We start from the raw sequence: 14,889 nt of genomic DNA, 5'->3' as shown, positions 1-14,889 counted from the left end.
GTCGTTCCATTAGCTAGGATCGGCGCGATGCGCAAGGCGAGGCCGCAGCATTTTGGTGCCTCTCCCTCCATGGGCTCGGAGCCCAAGCGCCCGGAACTGCCGGCAAAGCCGACTGAACCCGCCCTTCACCCGTCCTTCAGCACCTGATCCAGCATTTCGCGGCAGGCGACGAGGTCGGCGAGGACGCGTCCGAGGCGCTCCCGGTCCAGCGCACTGGGGCCGGCCGGGGCTGCGGCCGTCGTGCCGCCCTTGCGGAAGGTGGTCAGGATTTCCTCGTCGTCGACCTCGGTGAAGCGGAAGTCGATGCCTTCCTCTTCGTCCCCCTGGTAGTCGTCATCGTCGCTGTCGGCGACGCCCTTGATGGGCGCCTCCTCGTCCTCGGGCTCCATCAGGCTGGCGCCGATGGCGTCCTCGATGGCGCCGAACGAGACCGCGGCGGCGCTGTCGGCGAGGCCCTGCACCGATTTGACGCCGTGCTCCTTCAGGATCCGCTGCACCCCGCGGATGGTGTAGCCCTCGCCGTAGAGCAGCCGGCGGATGCCCTTGAGCAGGTCGACATCGTCGGGGCGGTAATAGCGGCGGCCGCCGCTGCGCTTCATCGGCTTGATCTGGGAGAATCGGGTCTCCCAGAACCGCAGCACGTGCTGCGGAATGTCGAGTTCCTGCGCTACTTCGCTGATGGTTCGGAACGCATCCGGCGCCTTGTCCAAATGCCAAATCCTTTGCCGAAGGCGTTACGCCTCTTGTTGAGCCTTGCTGGCGTCACCGTTGGCGCGGTGCTGGCCGTTGATCCGCTGCTTCAGGATCGCCGACGGCTTGAACACCATGACACGGCGCGGCGAGATCGGCACCTCGGTGCCGGTCTTCGGGTTGCGGCCGATGCGCTGACCCTTTTTGCGGACCATGAAGGACCCGAACGAGGACAGTTTCACCGTCTCGCCCTTTTCCAGGCAGTCGGTGATCTCCTTCAGCACGAGTTCCACGAAAGCGGACGATTCCGTGCGCGACAGGCCCACCTTCTGGTAGACGGCTTCGCACAGGTCGACACGCGTTACGGTTTTACTTTGATCGGTCATCGCCCTGCCCCACATCACGGCGAACAATTGTTGTCTGAAATTATGAGGTTACGATACGGCGGTCAACAGCGCTCATCAATGCAGACGCATCGATAATCGCGGCAAAATCCGGCAAAATTTTATCGACTGTGGCTCTACCAGCGCACGAGCGCGGAGCCCCAGGTGAAGCCGCCGCCCATGGCCTCCAGCAGGACCATATCGCCCTTCTTGATACGGCCGTCCCTGCGGGCCACCGACAGCGCCAGCGGAATCGAGGCGGCCGAGGTGTTGCCGTGACGGTCCACGGTCAGCACCACCTTCTCCGGCGCGATGTGGAGCTTGTGGGCGGAGGCGTCGATGATTCGCTTGTTGGCCTGGTGCGGCACGAACCAGTCGATGGTCTCGGCATTGAGCCCGGTGGCCTGGAAGGCGTCGACGATGACGTCGGTGATCATGCCGACCGCATGCTTGAAGACCTCGCGGCCCTCCATGCGCAGATGGCCGACGGTCTGGGTCGAGGACGGTCCGCCGTCGACGAACAGCTTTGCCTTGTGGCGGCCGTCGGAGCGCAGATGCGTGGTGACGATGCCGCGATCGGTCGCGGCCTTGCCCGGCTGCTCCTGCGCCTCCAGCACCACCGCGCCGGCGCCGTCGCCGAACAGCACGCAGGTGCCGCGGTCGTTCCAGTCGAGGATGCGCGAGAAGGTCTCGGCGCCGATCACCAGCGCGCGCTTGAAGGCGCCGGTGCGCAGGAAATTGTCGGCCGTGGCGAGCGCGAACACGAAGCCCGAGCATACCGCCTGGAGGTCGAAGGCCGCGCCGTGGGTGATACCGAGTCCGTGCTGCACGGCGACCGCCGTCGCGGGGAAGGTGTTGTCCGGCGTCGAGGTCGCGAGCACGATCAGGTCGATCGACTGCGCGTCCATGCCGGCATCGGTCAGCGCGGCCTGCGCCGCCTTGATCGCCAAATGCGAGGTGAACTCGCCCTCGGCCGCGATGTGGCGCTCGCGAATGCCGGTGCGCTGCACGATCCACTCGTCGGAGGTGTCGATACGCGCCGCCAATTGGGCGTTGGTCACCACCTGCTCCGGCAGATAGGAGCCGCAGCCGAGCACGACCGAACGAATTTGAGTCACGAAACAGCCTCCTGCGCGGCCTGCACGGAATTGAGTGCACCACCCTCGCGGTTGAGCATCTGATTGATCTTGTTCAGGAGATCGTAGTGAGCCATCTCATAGCCAACATCGATCGCATAGGCAAAGCCTTCGGCGCTGGTTCCGCCGTGGCTCTTGACCACTAATCCGTTCAAACCCAGGAACACGCCGCCATTGGACTTGTTCGGGTCCATCTTGTCGCGCAGGGCCTGGAAGGCGCTGCGTGCAAAGAGATAGCCGAGCTTCGACAGCCAGCTCCGCTGCATCTCGTTGCGGAGTAAGTCCGCCATCTGCCGCGCGGTTCCCTCGGCGGCCTTGAGCGCGATGTTGCCGCTGAAACCTTCGGTCACGATGACGTCGGCCAGCCCCTTGCCGATGCCGTCGCCCTCGACGAAGCCGATATAGTCGAGCTCCGGCAGGTTCCTGGCACGCAGGATCTCGCTTGCCTCGCGGATCTCCTCGTGCCCCTTGATCTCTTCGGCCCCGATATTGAGCAGCCCGACCGTGGGGCGCTTCCTGTCGAACAGCACGCTCGCCATCGCCGCGCCCATCACCGCGAGCGACACCAGATGGTGCGCGTCGCCGCCGATGGTGGCGCCGAGGTCGAGCACGATGGAATCGCCGCGCCTGGTCGGCCAAACGCCCGTGATCGCCGGGCGATCGATCCCCTTCAGCGTGCGCAGGTGGAAGCGCGACATCGCCATCAGCGCGCCGGTATTGCCGGCGGAGACCGCGACATCCGCCTCGCCCTTCTTCACGGCATCGATGGCGAGCCACATCGAGGAGGTCTTGCGGCCGCGCCGCAGCGCCTGGCTCGGCTTGTCCGAGCCGCTGACGGCCACGTCGGTGTGGATGATCGTCGAAGCGGCCTTGAGGGCCGGATGCTTCTCGAGCTCGGGCTCGATCTTGGCGCGGTCCCCGACCAGCAGGAACTCGGTCTCGCGATGCCTCTGAAGCGAGATGGCGGCGCCGGGAATGACCACGGCGGCGCCGGCGTCGCCCCCCATGGCGTCCAGCGCGATGCGAACCTTGCTTGGCATAAAAGTCCTGGAAACCTGGTCTGGTGCGGTCTTGGATCAGCGGGACCGCAAAATGAGTTCGCCACGGACATGGCGGCCGGCCAAGCGCCACGCCGCACCCGGGCCGGGGCGCGACAATAGCGTTTTGTTACCCCGAAACAACCTCTTGCCCCCAGGCTTTTGCATCCGGGGCGATCCGGCCGCGAACCGCGAAATTTGCAAGAAACACACTGAAATCAGTCAGATAAAGAGCGCTTTGAAACCATCCCGGCAAATGCCTGGCGCACCCCCGCAAGACGATCCCGCGGGGAAATGCCCGGCTATCGGCCCTTCTTGTTGTCCTGGAGCGCCTTCAGGGCTGCGAATGGATGGTCCTCCGGGTCGGGGGCGGTGACCTCCGCCTCGAACACGACCCCCTCCTTGCGCGGATAGGGATCGATCGCCAGGAACAGGGCGTCGGTGGCGAGCCGGCCGAGGTCGATGATGCCACCCACGATCGCCTCGGGCGGGTCGGCGACCTCAGACGGTGCCTCCTCGTCCTGCCCCTCCGCGATCAGGTCGGCGAGACGCCGCGCCTCGGCCTCGGGGGCGAACATCAGGTCCACCTCCTCCTCGATCTCGCTTTCGATCGGATCGAGCGTGACCACGCAGGTCTGGCCGATTCGGGCCCGGACGCTGCCGGTCACCTGGATCCGGCCGCCGCTCCTGGGCACCACGTCGAACTCGGCCTCGGCCGACAGGACTTCGCGGAGGCCCGCAAGCCCGGCCATCGCCTGCCGCTCGGCGGCCGAGGCCTCGAGCTTGCGGTGCAGGCCGGTGTCGGGGATTTGCGCAACGATGATCGGGACCCGCCAGGGATCTGGCTCGGTATTTGGTCGGCTCATGGCTTGTCGCCCTCGGGAAGCGCTGGAGGAAACCTGAAGGAGGCGCGCAGCAGCGCGGCCTCGTCGGCCCGGCCGAGATCGGCCTCGGTGACCCGCGCATAGGCCGCAAGCCGCCTCGCCTGGTCCAGGTCGGTCCCGTTCAAGATATTCTTGCGGATCGCCTCTGCCAGGGCCTCGCCGGCCTCGATGGCCTGGTCATAGGCCTGGACGCGGCCGTAAAACGCCTCGCCGAAGGCCCGCATCCGCTTCGGCACGGTCTGGTCGCCCACCCCCATCTCGCGCAGATTGTCGTCCATGTCCTCGCAGAAGCGATCGAACAGCGCCTGCGACAGCTCGGTGGCGCCCTGAACCGTGCGCAGGCGCCGCAGCAGCAGCCACAGATGCAGCAGCAACAGGTCGAAACGCCCGTTAACCGTATCGGGCACGCCCAAGTCGCGGTAAAATATGGGTTCTCGCGCCTGCGTCACGATCATGCCATAGATGGCTTCAATGGTGCCCGACGGGGTTAGCCGGGGTTTCCTGAAGTGATTGAACGGCCAAAGCATTGTGATTTCCGCAAGCGGGCGCGCGCGAGTTGCATTCAGACGCCCAGCCCGGTACTTCAGCGCCTCGCGCGACGCAAGGGGACGGAATCAGTTCCGCTATGACGACAACGAACCAGATCAGCCTGCGCGCGGACAAGCGGCGCGGCCTTCATGCTCGCTGGCGCGGCTTGCGCATGCTCGCCGCCGTCGCCCTGGTCGGCGCCGCGCTCACGGGCTGCACCGGCGAGCAATTCCAGAAGGGTTACATCCTGCCGCCCGGCGCGCTGGAGCAGATTCCGATCGGCGCGAGCCAGGACCAGGTGCTGATCGTGATGGGCACGCCCTCCACGGTCGCGACCCTCGACGGCGAGGTGTTCTACTACATCTCGCAGCGCTCGGAGCGCATGGTCGCCTTCATGAACCAGAAGGTGGTCGATCAGCGCGTCATCGCGATCTATTTCGACAAGAACCGGCGCGTGCGGCGTCTCGCGAATTACGGTCTGCAGGACGGCAAGATCTTCGACTTCATCAGCCGCACCACGCCGACGTCGGGCCAGGAGATGAGCTACCTCACGCCGCTGTTCAAGCTGCTCAGCTTCAACTGAGTCCCCGAAGCGTTTTCGGGTGAAGCCGGGGACCGGCTCGCATCAGGAAAACGCTTCAAGACAAGCACCCAGAACGCCTTCCAATTCCGCCGGAAGGTATATGGCCCTCGCCTGCGGCGTCGTGCCGCCGTCCACGCGGCACTGACCGCCGCGCGCGACTTGCCGTCGCACCTGCGGTTTCCTACCCTCCCTGCAAAGAAAGCAGGGAGTGGATTCGTGCCTAAGACTTTGTCCCGACGTCGCGTGCTCACCGGAATGGCCGGCCTTTCGGCCGCAGCGATCCTGCCGCGATCGAGCCTTGCGGACTGGAAGCCGACCGAAAACGTCCGCCTCGTCGTGCCGGCTGCGGCCGGCGGCTCGACCGACGTGTTGGGCCGGCTCCTGGCCGCGCATCTGCAAACCGCCTGGGGCCAGTCGGCTGTCGTGGAAAACCGCTCGGGCGGCGGCGGCACGATCGGCACCGCCGAGGTGGTTCGTGCCAAGCCCGACGGCCACACCATCCTGGTCGGCAATCCCGGTCCGAACGCGATCGCCTACAGCATCTTCAAGAATCTGACCTACAAGCCGGACCAGCTCCAGCCGGTCTCCAACATGATCCGGATCCCGAACATCGTGTCGGCGCATCCGAAGACCGGCATCAAGTCGGTCGCCGAGCTGATCGCCTATCTCAAGGCCAATCCGGACAAGCTCAGCTACGCCTCCTCCGGCGTCGGCCAGAGCCCTCACCTCACCGGCGCCTGGTTCCTCCAGCTCACCGGCCTCAAGATGACGCACATCCCGTTCCGCGGTGCGGGCCCCGCGCTTCAAGCTGCACTGGCGGGCGACATCCAGATCCTGTTCGACAATCTCTATCCGAGCCTGCCGCAGGTGCAGAACGGCACGCTCAACGGCCTCTGCGTCACCACCACCGAGCGCAGCGACCTTGCGAAAGACCTGCCGACCATGCGCGAGAGCGCACCGGAGCTGGCGAATTTCGACGTCTCGTCGTGGTTCTCGGTCTTCCTGCCGAAGGGCGTCTCGCCCGAGGTGCTGAGCGCGCTCAATCTCCAGGTCAAGGCGATGCTGGAGCGCGACGACATCAAGAAGCAGATCGCCGCCATGGGCGCCCGCGCCGATTACGGCACGCCCGAGCAGTTCGCCGCCTTCGTGGATGCCGAGACGAAGAAGTTCGCCGGCATCATCCAGAAGGAAGGGCTGCAGATGGACGTGCAGTGACGCACGGCCGCGATCTGTAGGGCGGATTAGCGAAAGCGTAATCCGCCTTCGATGCAGTTTGGGCGGCGGCGGATTACGCTTCGCTAATCCGCCCTACGCACTGTCACGACAAACAAAAACCCCGCGGCTCGCGCCGCGGGGTTTGTCTTGTCTCGTCTGCGCCGCTCAGTGCGCCAGGATCGCCAGCAGCAGCAGGGCCACGATGTTGGTGATCTTGATCATCGGGTTCACCGCGGGACCCGCCGTGTCCTTGTAGGGATCGCCGACGGTGTCGCCGGTCACCGCCGACTTGTGGGCGTCAGAGCCCTTGCCGCCGAAATGACCGTCCTCGATGTACTTCTTGGCGTTGTCCCAGGCGCCGCCGCCCGAGGTCATGGAGATCGCGACGAACAGGCCCGTCACGATGACGCCGAGCAGCATGGCACCCACGGCGGAGAACGCCGCCGACTTGCCGGCCGCGCCGCCGCCCGCGATCGCGTAGATCAGGAAGTAGACGACGATCGGTGACAGCACCGGGAGCAGCGAGGGGATGATCATCTCCTTGATCGCCGCCCGGGTCAGCAGGTCGACCGCCTTGCCGTAATCCGGCTTGTCGGTGCCCTGCATGATGCCCGGCTTCTCGCGGAACTGGCGCCGGACCTCCTCGACGATCGCACCCGCGGCACGGCCCACCGCGGTCATGCCCATCGCGCCGAACAGATACGGCAACAGGCCGCCGAACAGCAGGCCCACCACCACATACGGGTTGTTGAGCGAGAAGTCCGGATTGACGCCGGCGAAGTAGGGATGGTGCGCGGAGTCTGCAACGAAGAACTTGAGGTCCTGGTTGTAGGCCGCAAACAGCACGAGGGCACCGAGACCGGCCGAGCCGATCGCGTAGCCCTTGGTGACCGCCTTGGTGGTGTTGCCGACCGCGTCGAGCGCATCGGTCGACTTGCGCACCTCCTTCGGCAGGCCCGCCATCTCGGCGATGCCGCCCGCGTTGTCCGTCACCGGGCCGAACGCGTCGAGCGCGACGACCATGCCGGCCAGCGCCAGCATGGTGGCGGTCGCGATCGCGATGCCGAACAGGCCGGCGAGGCTATAGGTGACCAGGATGCCGGCGATGATCACGATCGCGGGGAGCGCGGTCGCCTCCATCGAGACGGCAAGGCCCTGGATCACGTTGGTGCCGTGGCCGGTCACCGAGGCCTGGGCGATCGACTTCACCGGACGATAGTCGGTTCCGGTGTAGTATTCGGTGATCCAGATGATCAGCGCGGTGACGATGAGGCCGACCACGCCGCATTGGAACAGCGCCATGCCGGTATAGTCGACGCCATCGAGCTTGCCGAAGCCGATCAGGCTGTAGATCACGCCGGCGATGCCGATCAGCGACAGGACGCCGGTTGCGATCAGGCCCTTGTACAGCGCACCCATGATCGACTGGCTCGGCCCGAGCTTGACGAAGAAGGTGCCGATGATCGAGGTGATGATGCAGATGCCGCCGATCGCGAGCGGCAGCGTCATCATGTTGGCGAGGATCGGCGTCTTGGCGAAGAAGATCGCGGCGAGCACCATGGTGGCGACCGCGGTCACCGCATAGGTCTCGAACAAATCGGCGGCCATGCCGGCGCAGTCGCCGACATTGTCGCCGACGTTGTCGGCGATGGTGGCCGGGTTGCGCGGATCGTCCTCGGGAATGCCGGCCTCGACCTTGCCGACGAGGTCGCCGCCGACGTCCGCACCCTTGGTGAAGATGCCGCCGCCGAGACGGGCGAAGATCGAGATCAGCGAGGCGCCGAAGCCGAGCGCCACCATGGCGTCGATGACGGTGCGGCTGTCAGGCGCAAGCTTCAGCGAATGCACCAGGAAGCCGAAATAGAGCGTCACCCCGAGCAATGCGAGACCTGCCACCAGCATGCCGGTGATCGCGCCCGCCTTGAAGGCTAGCTCGAGGCCGCCGGCGAGCGAGGTGGTCGCCGCCTGGGCGGTCCGCACATTGGCGCGGACCGAGACATTCATGCCGATGAAGCCGGCCGCCCCCGACAGGACGGCGCCGATCAGAAAGCCGATGGCGACGTAGATTCCGAGGAAATAGACAAGCAAGAGGAAGATGACCACGCCGACGATGCCGATCGTCGTGTACTGGCGCCGCAGATACGCCTGTGCACCCTCAGCGACCGCCCCCGCGATCTCCTGCATGCGCGGCGACCCCGCATCCGCACTTAACACCGAAGACGTCGCCCAAATCGCGTAGACGACGGAAAGCACTCCGCAGAGCACTATCAACCATAATGCTGTCATGTGATTTTTGCCTCAGATCCTTGATGTACCCCCGGCGCCTTTTGTTGTCCGTCGAGCGGTGCGGCGCCTTGATTTCGAACAAAGCCGCCCCCTGCCCAAAAGGGGCGGCCTTAGTCGGTCGCAAGCTTGCCAAAATCAAATTGAGGGTGCAACGCCGGATAAGGCCGAAAACGCCGATCTCGGCAGGTATTTAGACCAAGTGCAGCGAACTAAGATGCCGGTTTGGAGCAATTCCTAGAAGTGGCTGTAGGACAGCCGCCTCAAGACCAAGTCCTGGCCCTGCCCGTCCAGGAAGCGCGGCCCCTGCTTGCCCGCGACGATCGTGCCGATCGCGGTGACGGCAAGACCGGCCGCCCGCCCCGCGGCAATCAGCGCATCGGCCTGCGCGGGCGGGACGGTGCACAGCACCTCGTAATCGTCGCCCCCCGCAAGCAGCGTCTCGACGCAAACGACGTTGTGGGCAATCAGGCTTGCTGCCGCGGCCGAGAGCGGCACGCTTGCCACGTCGACCATGGCCGAGACCCCGGATGCTGCGCAGAGTTTGGTCAGATCGCCGGCGAGCCCATCGGAGACGTCCATCGCCGCGGTCGCCTGATCGCGCACGGCCCATGCCAGCGGGTTGCGCGGCTGCGGCACGCGATAGCGGGAGACCAGGGCTTCCCTTGCAGCGGAATCGGTCGCGAGCGCTGCCGCGGCGGCACCGCCCGTGAGCACGTCGAGGCCGAGCGCAGCGTCGCCGATCGTGCCGGTCACCAGGATGCGATCGCCTGGCCTCGCGCCGGTCCGGCCGACCATCCGCCCCTGCGGCACGCGGCCGAAGGCGGTGATCGAGATCATCTGCGGACCCGGCGTCGACACCGTGTCACCACCGAGCAGCGGACAGGCGAATTCTTTTGCGTCCTCGCCCAGCGCGTCCGCGAAGGGCCCGAGCCAGGCATCCTCCCTGCTGCGCAGCGCCAGCGTCAGCACGAATCCTGCAGGCGTCGCGCCCTTGGCGGCGAGATCGGACAGGTTCACCCGCAGCGCCTTGCGCGCGATGGTGTCAGGGGGATCGGTGGCAAGATAGTGCACGCCTTCGACGACGGCGTCGGTGGTGACGACGATGTCGTCGCCGGACGACGACAGCACCGCCGCGTCATCGACCAGACCGAACGCGCCGGGATCGGTCGCCAGCGGCTTGAAATAGCGCGCGATGAGGGAGTCTTCGGCGGAGGGGTTTTGCGTGTTCGTCATCGGCGCCGGCCTCAAACTTCGCTGTCATCGCCCAGCCAGTGCGCACTTGCGCACCAGGACCGGGCGATCCAGTACGCCGCGAAGCCGATTATCAATCACCGCTACCGCGGCGTACTGGATCACCCTCTTTCGCGGGTGATGACAGCGGAGTGAATGTCTACCCCCGTCCGAACTCGTCGCCGCGAAACTGGCGGCCGATCTGGTCGAGCACGGCGTTGACCATGCCGGTCTCCTCGCGGTCGACGAAGGCGTTGGCGACGTCGACATATTCGGAGATGACGACGCGGCCCGGCACGTCCTTGCGGTGCTCCAGCTCATAGGCCCCTGCCCGCAGCACCGCGCGCAGGATCGCTTCGATCCGCTTCAAGGGCCAGCCCTTCGACAGCGCCTCGTCGATCAGGGGATCGAGCTTCTTCTGGTCGCGCACGACGCCCGAGACGACGTCGCGGAAGAAGGCCGCCTCGGCCGGCAGGTACGTGTCGCCCTCGACCTCGTTGCCGAGCCAATGGCTCTCGAACTCGGCGAAGATGTCGTTGATGCCGGCGCCGGCGATATCCATCTGGTACAGCGCCTGCACCGCCGCGAGCCGCGCCGCGCCGCGCCGGTTCGCCTTCTTCTCGTTTGGCCCTGCCGGCTTCTTGGTGGGATCAGCCATGGCTTCAGGCCCGCGCCATGCGGCGTTTGATGCGCAGCATCGCAAGCGCCGCACGTGCGGCATCGCCGCCCTTGTTGAGCTCGCTGGCGCGCGCCCGCGCCCAGGCCTGCGCCTCATTGTTGACGGTGAGGATGCCGTTGCCGAGCGGCAGCTTTCGCGCCACGGCAAGATCCATCAGCGCGCGCGAGGATTCCTGCGACACGATCTCGAAATGGATGGTGTCGCCACGGATCACGCAGCCGAGCGCGATCACCGCGTCATAGGGCTTTCCGTTCGCCGCCGCCGCGTCGATCGCGATGGCGACTGCCGCAGGGATCTCCAGCGCGCCGGGAACCGTGATCACGTCATGCGTCAGGCCCGCCGCCTTCAATTCGGTCACCGCGCCGTCCAGAAGCGCGTCCTGGAGATCGTCATAGAACCGCGCCTCGACAATCAGCGCGCGCGCGCCGGAAATGTCGGTCTGGTCCTTCAGGGGTGCGCGCCGCGCGTCTGCCATCGTCTCAATCCGTTTACTGGGGTCGGCGCGTTATGTAGTCGCCGCGGGCACGTAAGCCAAGTTCAAAGACTGTCATTCCGGGGCGCGAAGCGAACCCGGAATGACGACTACGCCGTCATTTCCGTCAGCCGCGCCGCGTAGCGGGCCATCAGGTCGACCTCGATATTGACCTCGTCCCCCGCCTTCCAGCCACCGATCGTCGTGACCGAGAGCGTGTGCGGGATGATCAGCACCGAAAAAGTCACGTCCCTGACCGTATTGACCGTGAGCGAAACGCCGTCGAGCGTGATCGAGCCCTTGGTGGCGATGAACCGCGCCAGCTCCCGCGTGGTCGAGAGCTCGAACCGCGCCATGTCGGGCAGATCCTCGCGGCTGACGAGGGTCGCGATACCGTCGACATGGCCGGCGACGATGTGCCCGCCGAGCTCGTCGCCGATCTTGAGCGCGCGCTCGAGGTTGAGCTTCGTTCCGAGCTTCCAGTGCTTTGCCGTGGTCAGCGCCAGCGTCTCGGCCGCCGCATCGACGTCATACCAGGTTTTGCCGCCTGCGACGCCGGAGGCAACCACGGTCAGGCAGACGCCGTTGCTGGCAATCGAGGCACCGTCGGCGATGGTGGTCTGATCGTAGCGGCAGGCGATGCGCAGCCGGTGCAATTGCCCTTGCGCCACAGGCGTGAAGCTGACGATCTCGCCGATATCGGTGACAATGCCGGTGAACATTACGCGCGCTCGTAGATGGTGAGAGTATCCTTGTCGAATGTTTCGCTAGCATGAACCTTGTAGGCCTGCGACTGCGTGATTTTCGACAGGGGCAATGCATCGAGCGCATCGACGCCGCCGCTGCCCACCGCTTCCGTGCCGCGGAACAGCCAGATCTCGTCGACGAGGTCGGCCGCGACGAACGAAGCCGCAACGCGGCTGCCGCCCTCGACCATCAGGCGGGTGATGCCCTTCCCGGCCAGCGCATGCAGCGCGGCCGGCAAATCGAGCCCGGAGGCACTTGCCGGCGGGATGCGGATCACTTGCGCGCCGGTCGCGCCGAGACGTGTTGCTGCCGCGGCTTCCGCAAGGTCGGAGCCCATCACCCAGAGCGGCGTCTCGCGCGCGGAGCCTATGAGCTTGCTTCCCCCGGGAATGCGCAGGCTCTGATCGAGCACTACGCGCACCGGCGAGCGCGCCGCCATGCCCGGCAGGCGGCAGGTGAGAAGCGGGTCGTCCGCCAGCACCGTGCCGATGCCGACCAGGATCGCATCGCTCTGCGCCCGCAGGAGATGCACGCGATTGCGCGCCGCCTCCCCCGTGATCGCGACCGGCTTGCCGCCGGCGGCGCCGATCTTGCCGTCGGGCGAGACCGCCAGCTTCAGGATCACATGCGGGCGCTTGTCCCGGATGCGACGGAAATGCCCGGCATGGTCGAAGGCGGCTTCCGCCGCGCACAGGCCTACATCTACTGTGATGCCGGCGGCGCGCAGGCGCGCATGGCCCTGCCCCGCGACCTCAGGATTGGGATCCTCGATCGCCGCCACCACCCGCTTGATGCCGGCCGCGATCACCGCATCGGCGCAAGGCGGCGACTTGCCGAAATGCGAGCAAGGTTCGAGCGTGACGTAGAGCGTGGCGCCGCGTGCGGTCTCACCGGCCCGCCGCAGGGCTTCGGGCTCGGCGTGCGGACGCCCGCCCGCCTGGGTCCAGCCGCGGCCGACGATGACACCGTCCTTGACGACGACGGCACCGACCGCCGGGTTGGGCCAGGTGCGTCCCTGCCCGCGGCGTCCGAGCGCCAGCGCCAGCTCCATGAAGCGGCGATCGGCGTCCCTGGCCTCGCGGGCCTTCTGCGCGAACTGATCCTCCAGGATACGGAAGATCATTTGCGGATCGCGGCGAGCCGCGCTTCCTCCTCACCGGAGAGCTCGCCGAGCACGTCGGCGAAATCCTTGGCCTCGCGGAAATTGCGATAGACCGAGGCGAAGCGCACATAGGCGACGTCGTCGAGCGTGCGCAGATGCTCCATCACGGTCTCGCCGATCACCTCGGAGGAGATCTCGGCCTCGCCCCCGGTCTCGAGCTCGCGCACGATGGTGGAGACCATCTTCTCCACCCGCTCCGGCTCGACCTGCCGCTTGCGCAAAGAAATCTGCACCGAGCGCATCAGCTTGTCGCGGTCGAACGGCACGCGGCGGCCGTTGCGCTTGATCACCGTGAGCTCGCGCAATTGCACGCGCTCGAAGGTGGTGAAGCGGAAATTGCAGGCGACGCACACGCGCCGCCTGCGGATCACGGAAGAGTCCTCGGTCGGACGCGAGTCCTTTACCTGCGTATCGAGACTATTGCAGTTCGGACAGCGCATCCTCGTGGCCCAGCCTTACTGATAGATCGGGAACCGATCGGTGAGCGCCTTGACGCGTTCCTTGATCGCGGCTTCCACCAGCGGCGCCTTGCCGTCGTCCGACTGCGCGATCGCATTGAGGACCTCGGCGATCATGCCGCCGACCTGCTGGAATTCTGCGACGCCGAAGCCGCGGGTGGTCGCCGCCGGCGTGCCCAGACGAATACCGGAGGTCACGAACGGCGACTCGGGGTCGAACGGAATGCCGTTCTTGTTGCAGGTGATGGCAGCGCGAACCAGCGCCTTCTCCGAGGCGTTGCCCTTCAGGCCCTTCGGCCTGAGATCGACCAGCATCAGATGGTTGTCGGTGCCGCCGGAGACGATGTCGAAGCCGTGGCTCTTCATCGCCTCGGCCAGCGCCTTGGCGTTCTCGACGACGTTCTTGGCGTAGATCTTGAAGTCCGGACGCAGCGCCTCGCCGAAGGCGACCGCCTTGGCCGCGATCACGTGCATCAGGGGGCCGCCCTGCAGCCCCGGGAAGATCGCCGAGTTGAACTTCTTGGTCAGCGCCTCGTCATTCCACAGCATCAGGCCGCCGCGCGGACCGCGCAGCGATTTGTGCGTCGTCGTCGTGGTGATGTGGGCATGCGGCACGGGCGAGGCATGCACGCCGCCGGCGACGAGGCCCGCGAAGTGCGCCATGTCGACCAGCAGATACGCGCCGACGCTGTCCGCGATCTCGCGGAAGCGCTTGAAGTCCCAGGCACGCGAATAGGCCGAGCCGCCCGCGACGATCAGCTTCGGCTTGACCTCTTCGGCCTGCTTCTGGACCGCGTCCATGTCGATGATCTGGTCCTCGCGGCGCACGGTGTAGTGCGCGGCCTTGAACCATTTGCCGCTCATGTTGACGGGCGAGCCGTGGGTGAGATGGCCGCCGGCCGCAAGGTCGAGGCCCATGAAGGTGTCGCCGGGCTGCAGCAGCGCCAGGAACACCGCCTGGTTCATCTGGCTGCCGGAGTTCGGCTGCACGTTGGCGAATTTGGCACCGAACAGCTTCTTGGCGCGATCGATCGCGAGGTTCTCGGCGACGTCGACCCACTCACAACCGCCATAGTAGCGCGCGCCCGGATAGCCTTCCGCGTATTTGTTGGTCATCACCGAACCCTGCGCTTCCAGCACGGCCCGGCTGACGATGTTCTCGGAGGCGATCAGCTCGACCTCATGGCGCTGCCGGCCGAGCTCGCCCTTGATGGCGGCGGCGATTTCCGGGTCGGCCTGCTCGAGCGGAGCGGTGAAAAACGAATCGGGCGCGGAGGCGGTTTTGGGTGCGGTCATCTTGCGAATATCTCCACCGCCGCAGCCTTTTGGCGGGCTACGGGCGGGTCTGGTGTGGCGATCGGAAGCGGCGAGCGCGATCTACCACATCGCCCGCAACAGG

16 protein-coding genes are annotated in these 14,889 nt (G+C 66.2%); 2 read left to right on the top strand and 14 right to left on the bottom strand.

Features of this window, described 5'->3' with window-relative positions:
• Positions 1 to 125: 125 nt before the first annotated feature.
• From GDN70_RS18240 to GDN70_RS18215, 6 genes are all read right to left on the bottom strand, one after another.
• Positions 126 to 710, bottom strand: coding sequence for a MerR family transcriptional regulator (locus GDN70_RS18240; protein ID WP_152102861.1), 585 nt, complete (start codon positions 708 to 710; stop codon positions 126 to 128).
• A 24-nt stretch (positions 711 to 734) separates the two neighbouring features.
• On the bottom strand, positions 735 to 1,076 hold the full coding sequence (locus tag GDN70_RS18235; RefSeq protein ID WP_028141392.1) for an integration host factor subunit alpha: 342 nt from the start codon (positions 1,074 to 1,076) through the stop codon (positions 735 to 737).
• Positions 1,077 to 1,210: 134 nt separating this feature from the next.
• A complete protein-coding gene (locus tag GDN70_RS18230) occupies positions 1,211 to 2,191 on the bottom strand; it encodes a beta-ketoacyl-ACP synthase III (RefSeq protein WP_028141391.1) in 981 nt (326 codons plus the stop codon).
• Positions 2,188 to 3,249 (bottom strand): phosphate acyltransferase PlsX, encoded by a 1,062-nt coding sequence (gene plsX, locus GDN70_RS18225; RefSeq protein WP_028141390.1) that lies wholly within the window; start codon positions 3,247 to 3,249, stop codon positions 2,188 to 2,190. Before plsX ends, GDN70_RS18230 begins: the two co-directional genes overlap by 4 nt.
• A 299-nt stretch (positions 3,250 to 3,548) precedes the next feature.
• A complete protein-coding gene (locus GDN70_RS18220) occupies positions 3,549 to 4,112 on the bottom strand; it encodes a DUF177 domain-containing protein (protein WP_038973492.1) in 564 nt (187 codons plus the stop codon).
• Positions 4,109 to 4,657, bottom strand: coding sequence for a ubiquinol-cytochrome C chaperone family protein (locus GDN70_RS18215; protein ID WP_038948792.1), 549 nt, complete (start codon positions 4,655 to 4,657; stop codon positions 4,109 to 4,111). Before GDN70_RS18215 ends, GDN70_RS18220 begins: the two co-directional genes overlap by 4 nt.
• A 98-nt stretch (positions 4,658 to 4,755) precedes the next feature.
• On the opposite strand from GDN70_RS18215, the gene GDN70_RS18210 reads away from it, so the two are divergent.
• Positions 4,756 to 5,241, top strand: coding sequence for an outer membrane protein assembly factor BamE (locus tag GDN70_RS18210; RefSeq protein ID WP_018320052.1), 486 nt, complete (start codon positions 4,756 to 4,758; stop codon positions 5,239 to 5,241).
• Positions 5,242 to 5,457: 216 nt separating this feature from the next.
• On the top strand, positions 5,458 to 6,456 hold the full coding sequence (locus GDN70_RS18205; RefSeq protein ID WP_028141387.1) for a tripartite tricarboxylate transporter substrate binding protein: 999 nt from the start codon (positions 5,458 to 5,460) through the stop codon (positions 6,454 to 6,456).
• Positions 6,457 to 6,621: 165 nt separating this feature from the next.
• On the opposite strand, the gene GDN70_RS18200 is transcribed toward GDN70_RS18205, so the two are convergent.
• The 8 genes from GDN70_RS18200 to glyA all read right to left on the bottom strand — a co-directional run bounded on the left by GDN70_RS18200 (position 6,622) and on the right by glyA (position 14,786).
• Entirely contained in the window at positions 6,622 to 8,742 is a 2,121-nt protein-coding gene (locus tag GDN70_RS18200) for a sodium-translocating pyrophosphatase (RefSeq protein WP_028144407.1), read from the bottom strand.
• Between the two features lie 234 nt (positions 8,743 to 8,976).
• Positions 8,977 to 9,975 carry a thiamine-phosphate kinase gene (gene thiL, locus GDN70_RS18195; protein WP_152102860.1) on the bottom strand — a complete coding sequence of 333 codons (999 nt, stop codon included), beginning with the start codon at positions 9,973 to 9,975 and terminating at the stop codon, positions 8,977 to 8,979.
• 157 nt (positions 9,976 to 10,132) lie between these two features.
• Positions 10,133 to 10,630, bottom strand: coding sequence for a transcription antitermination factor NusB (gene nusB, locus GDN70_RS18190; RefSeq protein WP_028144409.1), 498 nt, complete (start codon positions 10,628 to 10,630; stop codon positions 10,133 to 10,135).
• A gap of 4 nt (positions 10,631 to 10,634) precedes the next feature.
• Positions 10,635 to 11,126: a 6,7-dimethyl-8-ribityllumazine synthase gene (ribH, locus tag GDN70_RS18185; protein ID WP_028144410.1), complete on the bottom strand. Its 492-nt coding sequence runs from the start codon at positions 11,124 to 11,126 to the stop codon at positions 10,635 to 10,637.
• 107 nt (positions 11,127 to 11,233) lie between these two features.
• On the bottom strand, positions 11,234 to 11,845 hold the full coding sequence (locus tag GDN70_RS18180; RefSeq protein WP_028144411.1) for a riboflavin synthase: 612 nt from the start codon (positions 11,843 to 11,845) through the stop codon (positions 11,234 to 11,236).
• Positions 11,845 to 12,993 carry a bifunctional diaminohydroxyphosphoribosylaminopyrimidine deaminase/5-amino-6-(5-phosphoribosylamino)uracil reductase RibD gene (ribD, locus tag GDN70_RS18175; RefSeq protein ID WP_038950914.1) on the bottom strand — a complete coding sequence of 383 codons (1,149 nt, stop codon included), beginning with the start codon at positions 12,991 to 12,993 and terminating at the stop codon, positions 11,845 to 11,847. Before ribD ends, GDN70_RS18180 begins: the two co-directional genes overlap by 1 nt.
• Complete coding sequence (nrdR, locus tag GDN70_RS18170) at positions 12,990 to 13,472, bottom strand: transcriptional regulator NrdR (RefSeq protein ID WP_011087793.1); 483 nt, start codon at positions 13,470 to 13,472, stop codon at positions 12,990 to 12,992. The genes ribD and nrdR overlap by 4 nt, the downstream gene beginning before the upstream one ends.
• 15 nt (positions 13,473 to 13,487) lie before the next feature.
• Positions 13,488 to 14,786: a serine hydroxymethyltransferase gene (glyA, locus tag GDN70_RS18165; protein WP_152102859.1), complete on the bottom strand. Its 1,299-nt coding sequence runs from the start codon at positions 14,784 to 14,786 to the stop codon at positions 13,488 to 13,490.
• Positions 14,787 to 14,889 lie beyond the last annotated feature (103 nt).

Origin of the sequence: Bradyrhizobium sp. TM102 (genome assembly GCF_009176685.1) — a bacterium.
Classification (GTDB): Bacteria; Pseudomonadota; Alphaproteobacteria; order Rhizobiales; family Xanthobacteraceae; genus Bradyrhizobium; species Bradyrhizobium ottawaense.
Note: the sequence above shows the minus strand (reverse complement) of the source record. Positions and strands in the feature narration are given on the sequence as shown.

Bases quoted from the DNA above. Each gene is read 5' to 3' on its own strand.
- GDN70_RS18235 (WP_028141392.1), bottom strand. From the start codon at position 1,076: ATGACCGATCAAAGTAAAACCGTAACGCGTGTCGACCTGTGCGAAGCC.
- plsX (WP_028141390.1), bottom strand. From the start codon at position 3,249: ATGCCAAGCAAGGTTCGCATCGCGCTGGACGCCATGGGGGGCGACGCC.
- GDN70_RS18220 (WP_038973492.1), bottom strand. From the start codon at position 4,112: ATGAGCCGACCAAATACCGAGCCAGATCCCTGGCGGGTCCCGATCATC.
- GDN70_RS18215 (WP_038948792.1), bottom strand. From the start codon at position 4,657: ATGCTTTGGCCGTTCAATCACTTCAGGAAACCCCGGCTAACCCCGTCG.
- GDN70_RS18210 (WP_018320052.1), top strand. From the start codon at position 4,756: ATGACGACAACGAACCAGATCAGCCTGCGCGCGGACAAGCGGCGCGGC.
- GDN70_RS18200 (WP_028144407.1), bottom strand. From the start codon at position 8,742: ATGACAGCATTATGGTTGATAGTGCTCTGCGGAGTGCTTTCCGTCGTC.
- thiL (WP_152102860.1), bottom strand. From the start codon at position 9,975: ATGACGAACACGCAAAACCCCTCCGCCGAAGACTCCCTCATCGCGCGC.
- nusB (WP_028144409.1), bottom strand. From the start codon at position 10,630: ATGGCTGATCCCACCAAGAAGCCGGCAGGGCCAAACGAGAAGAAGGCG.
- ribH (WP_028144410.1), bottom strand. From the start codon at position 11,126: ATGGCAGACGCGCGGCGCGCACCCCTGAAGGACCAGACCGACATTTCC.
- GDN70_RS18180 (WP_028144411.1), bottom strand. From the start codon at position 11,845: ATGTTCACCGGCATTGTCACCGATATCGGCGAGATCGTCAGCTTCACG.
- ribD (WP_038950914.1), bottom strand. From the start codon at position 12,993: ATGATCTTCCGTATCCTGGAGGATCAGTTCGCGCAGAAGGCCCGCGAG.
- nrdR (WP_011087793.1), bottom strand. From the start codon at position 13,472: ATGCGCTGTCCGAACTGCAATAGTCTCGATACGCAGGTAAAGGACTCG.
- glyA (WP_152102859.1), bottom strand. From the start codon at position 14,786: ATGACCGCACCCAAAACCGCCTCCGCGCCCGATTCGTTTTTCACCGCT.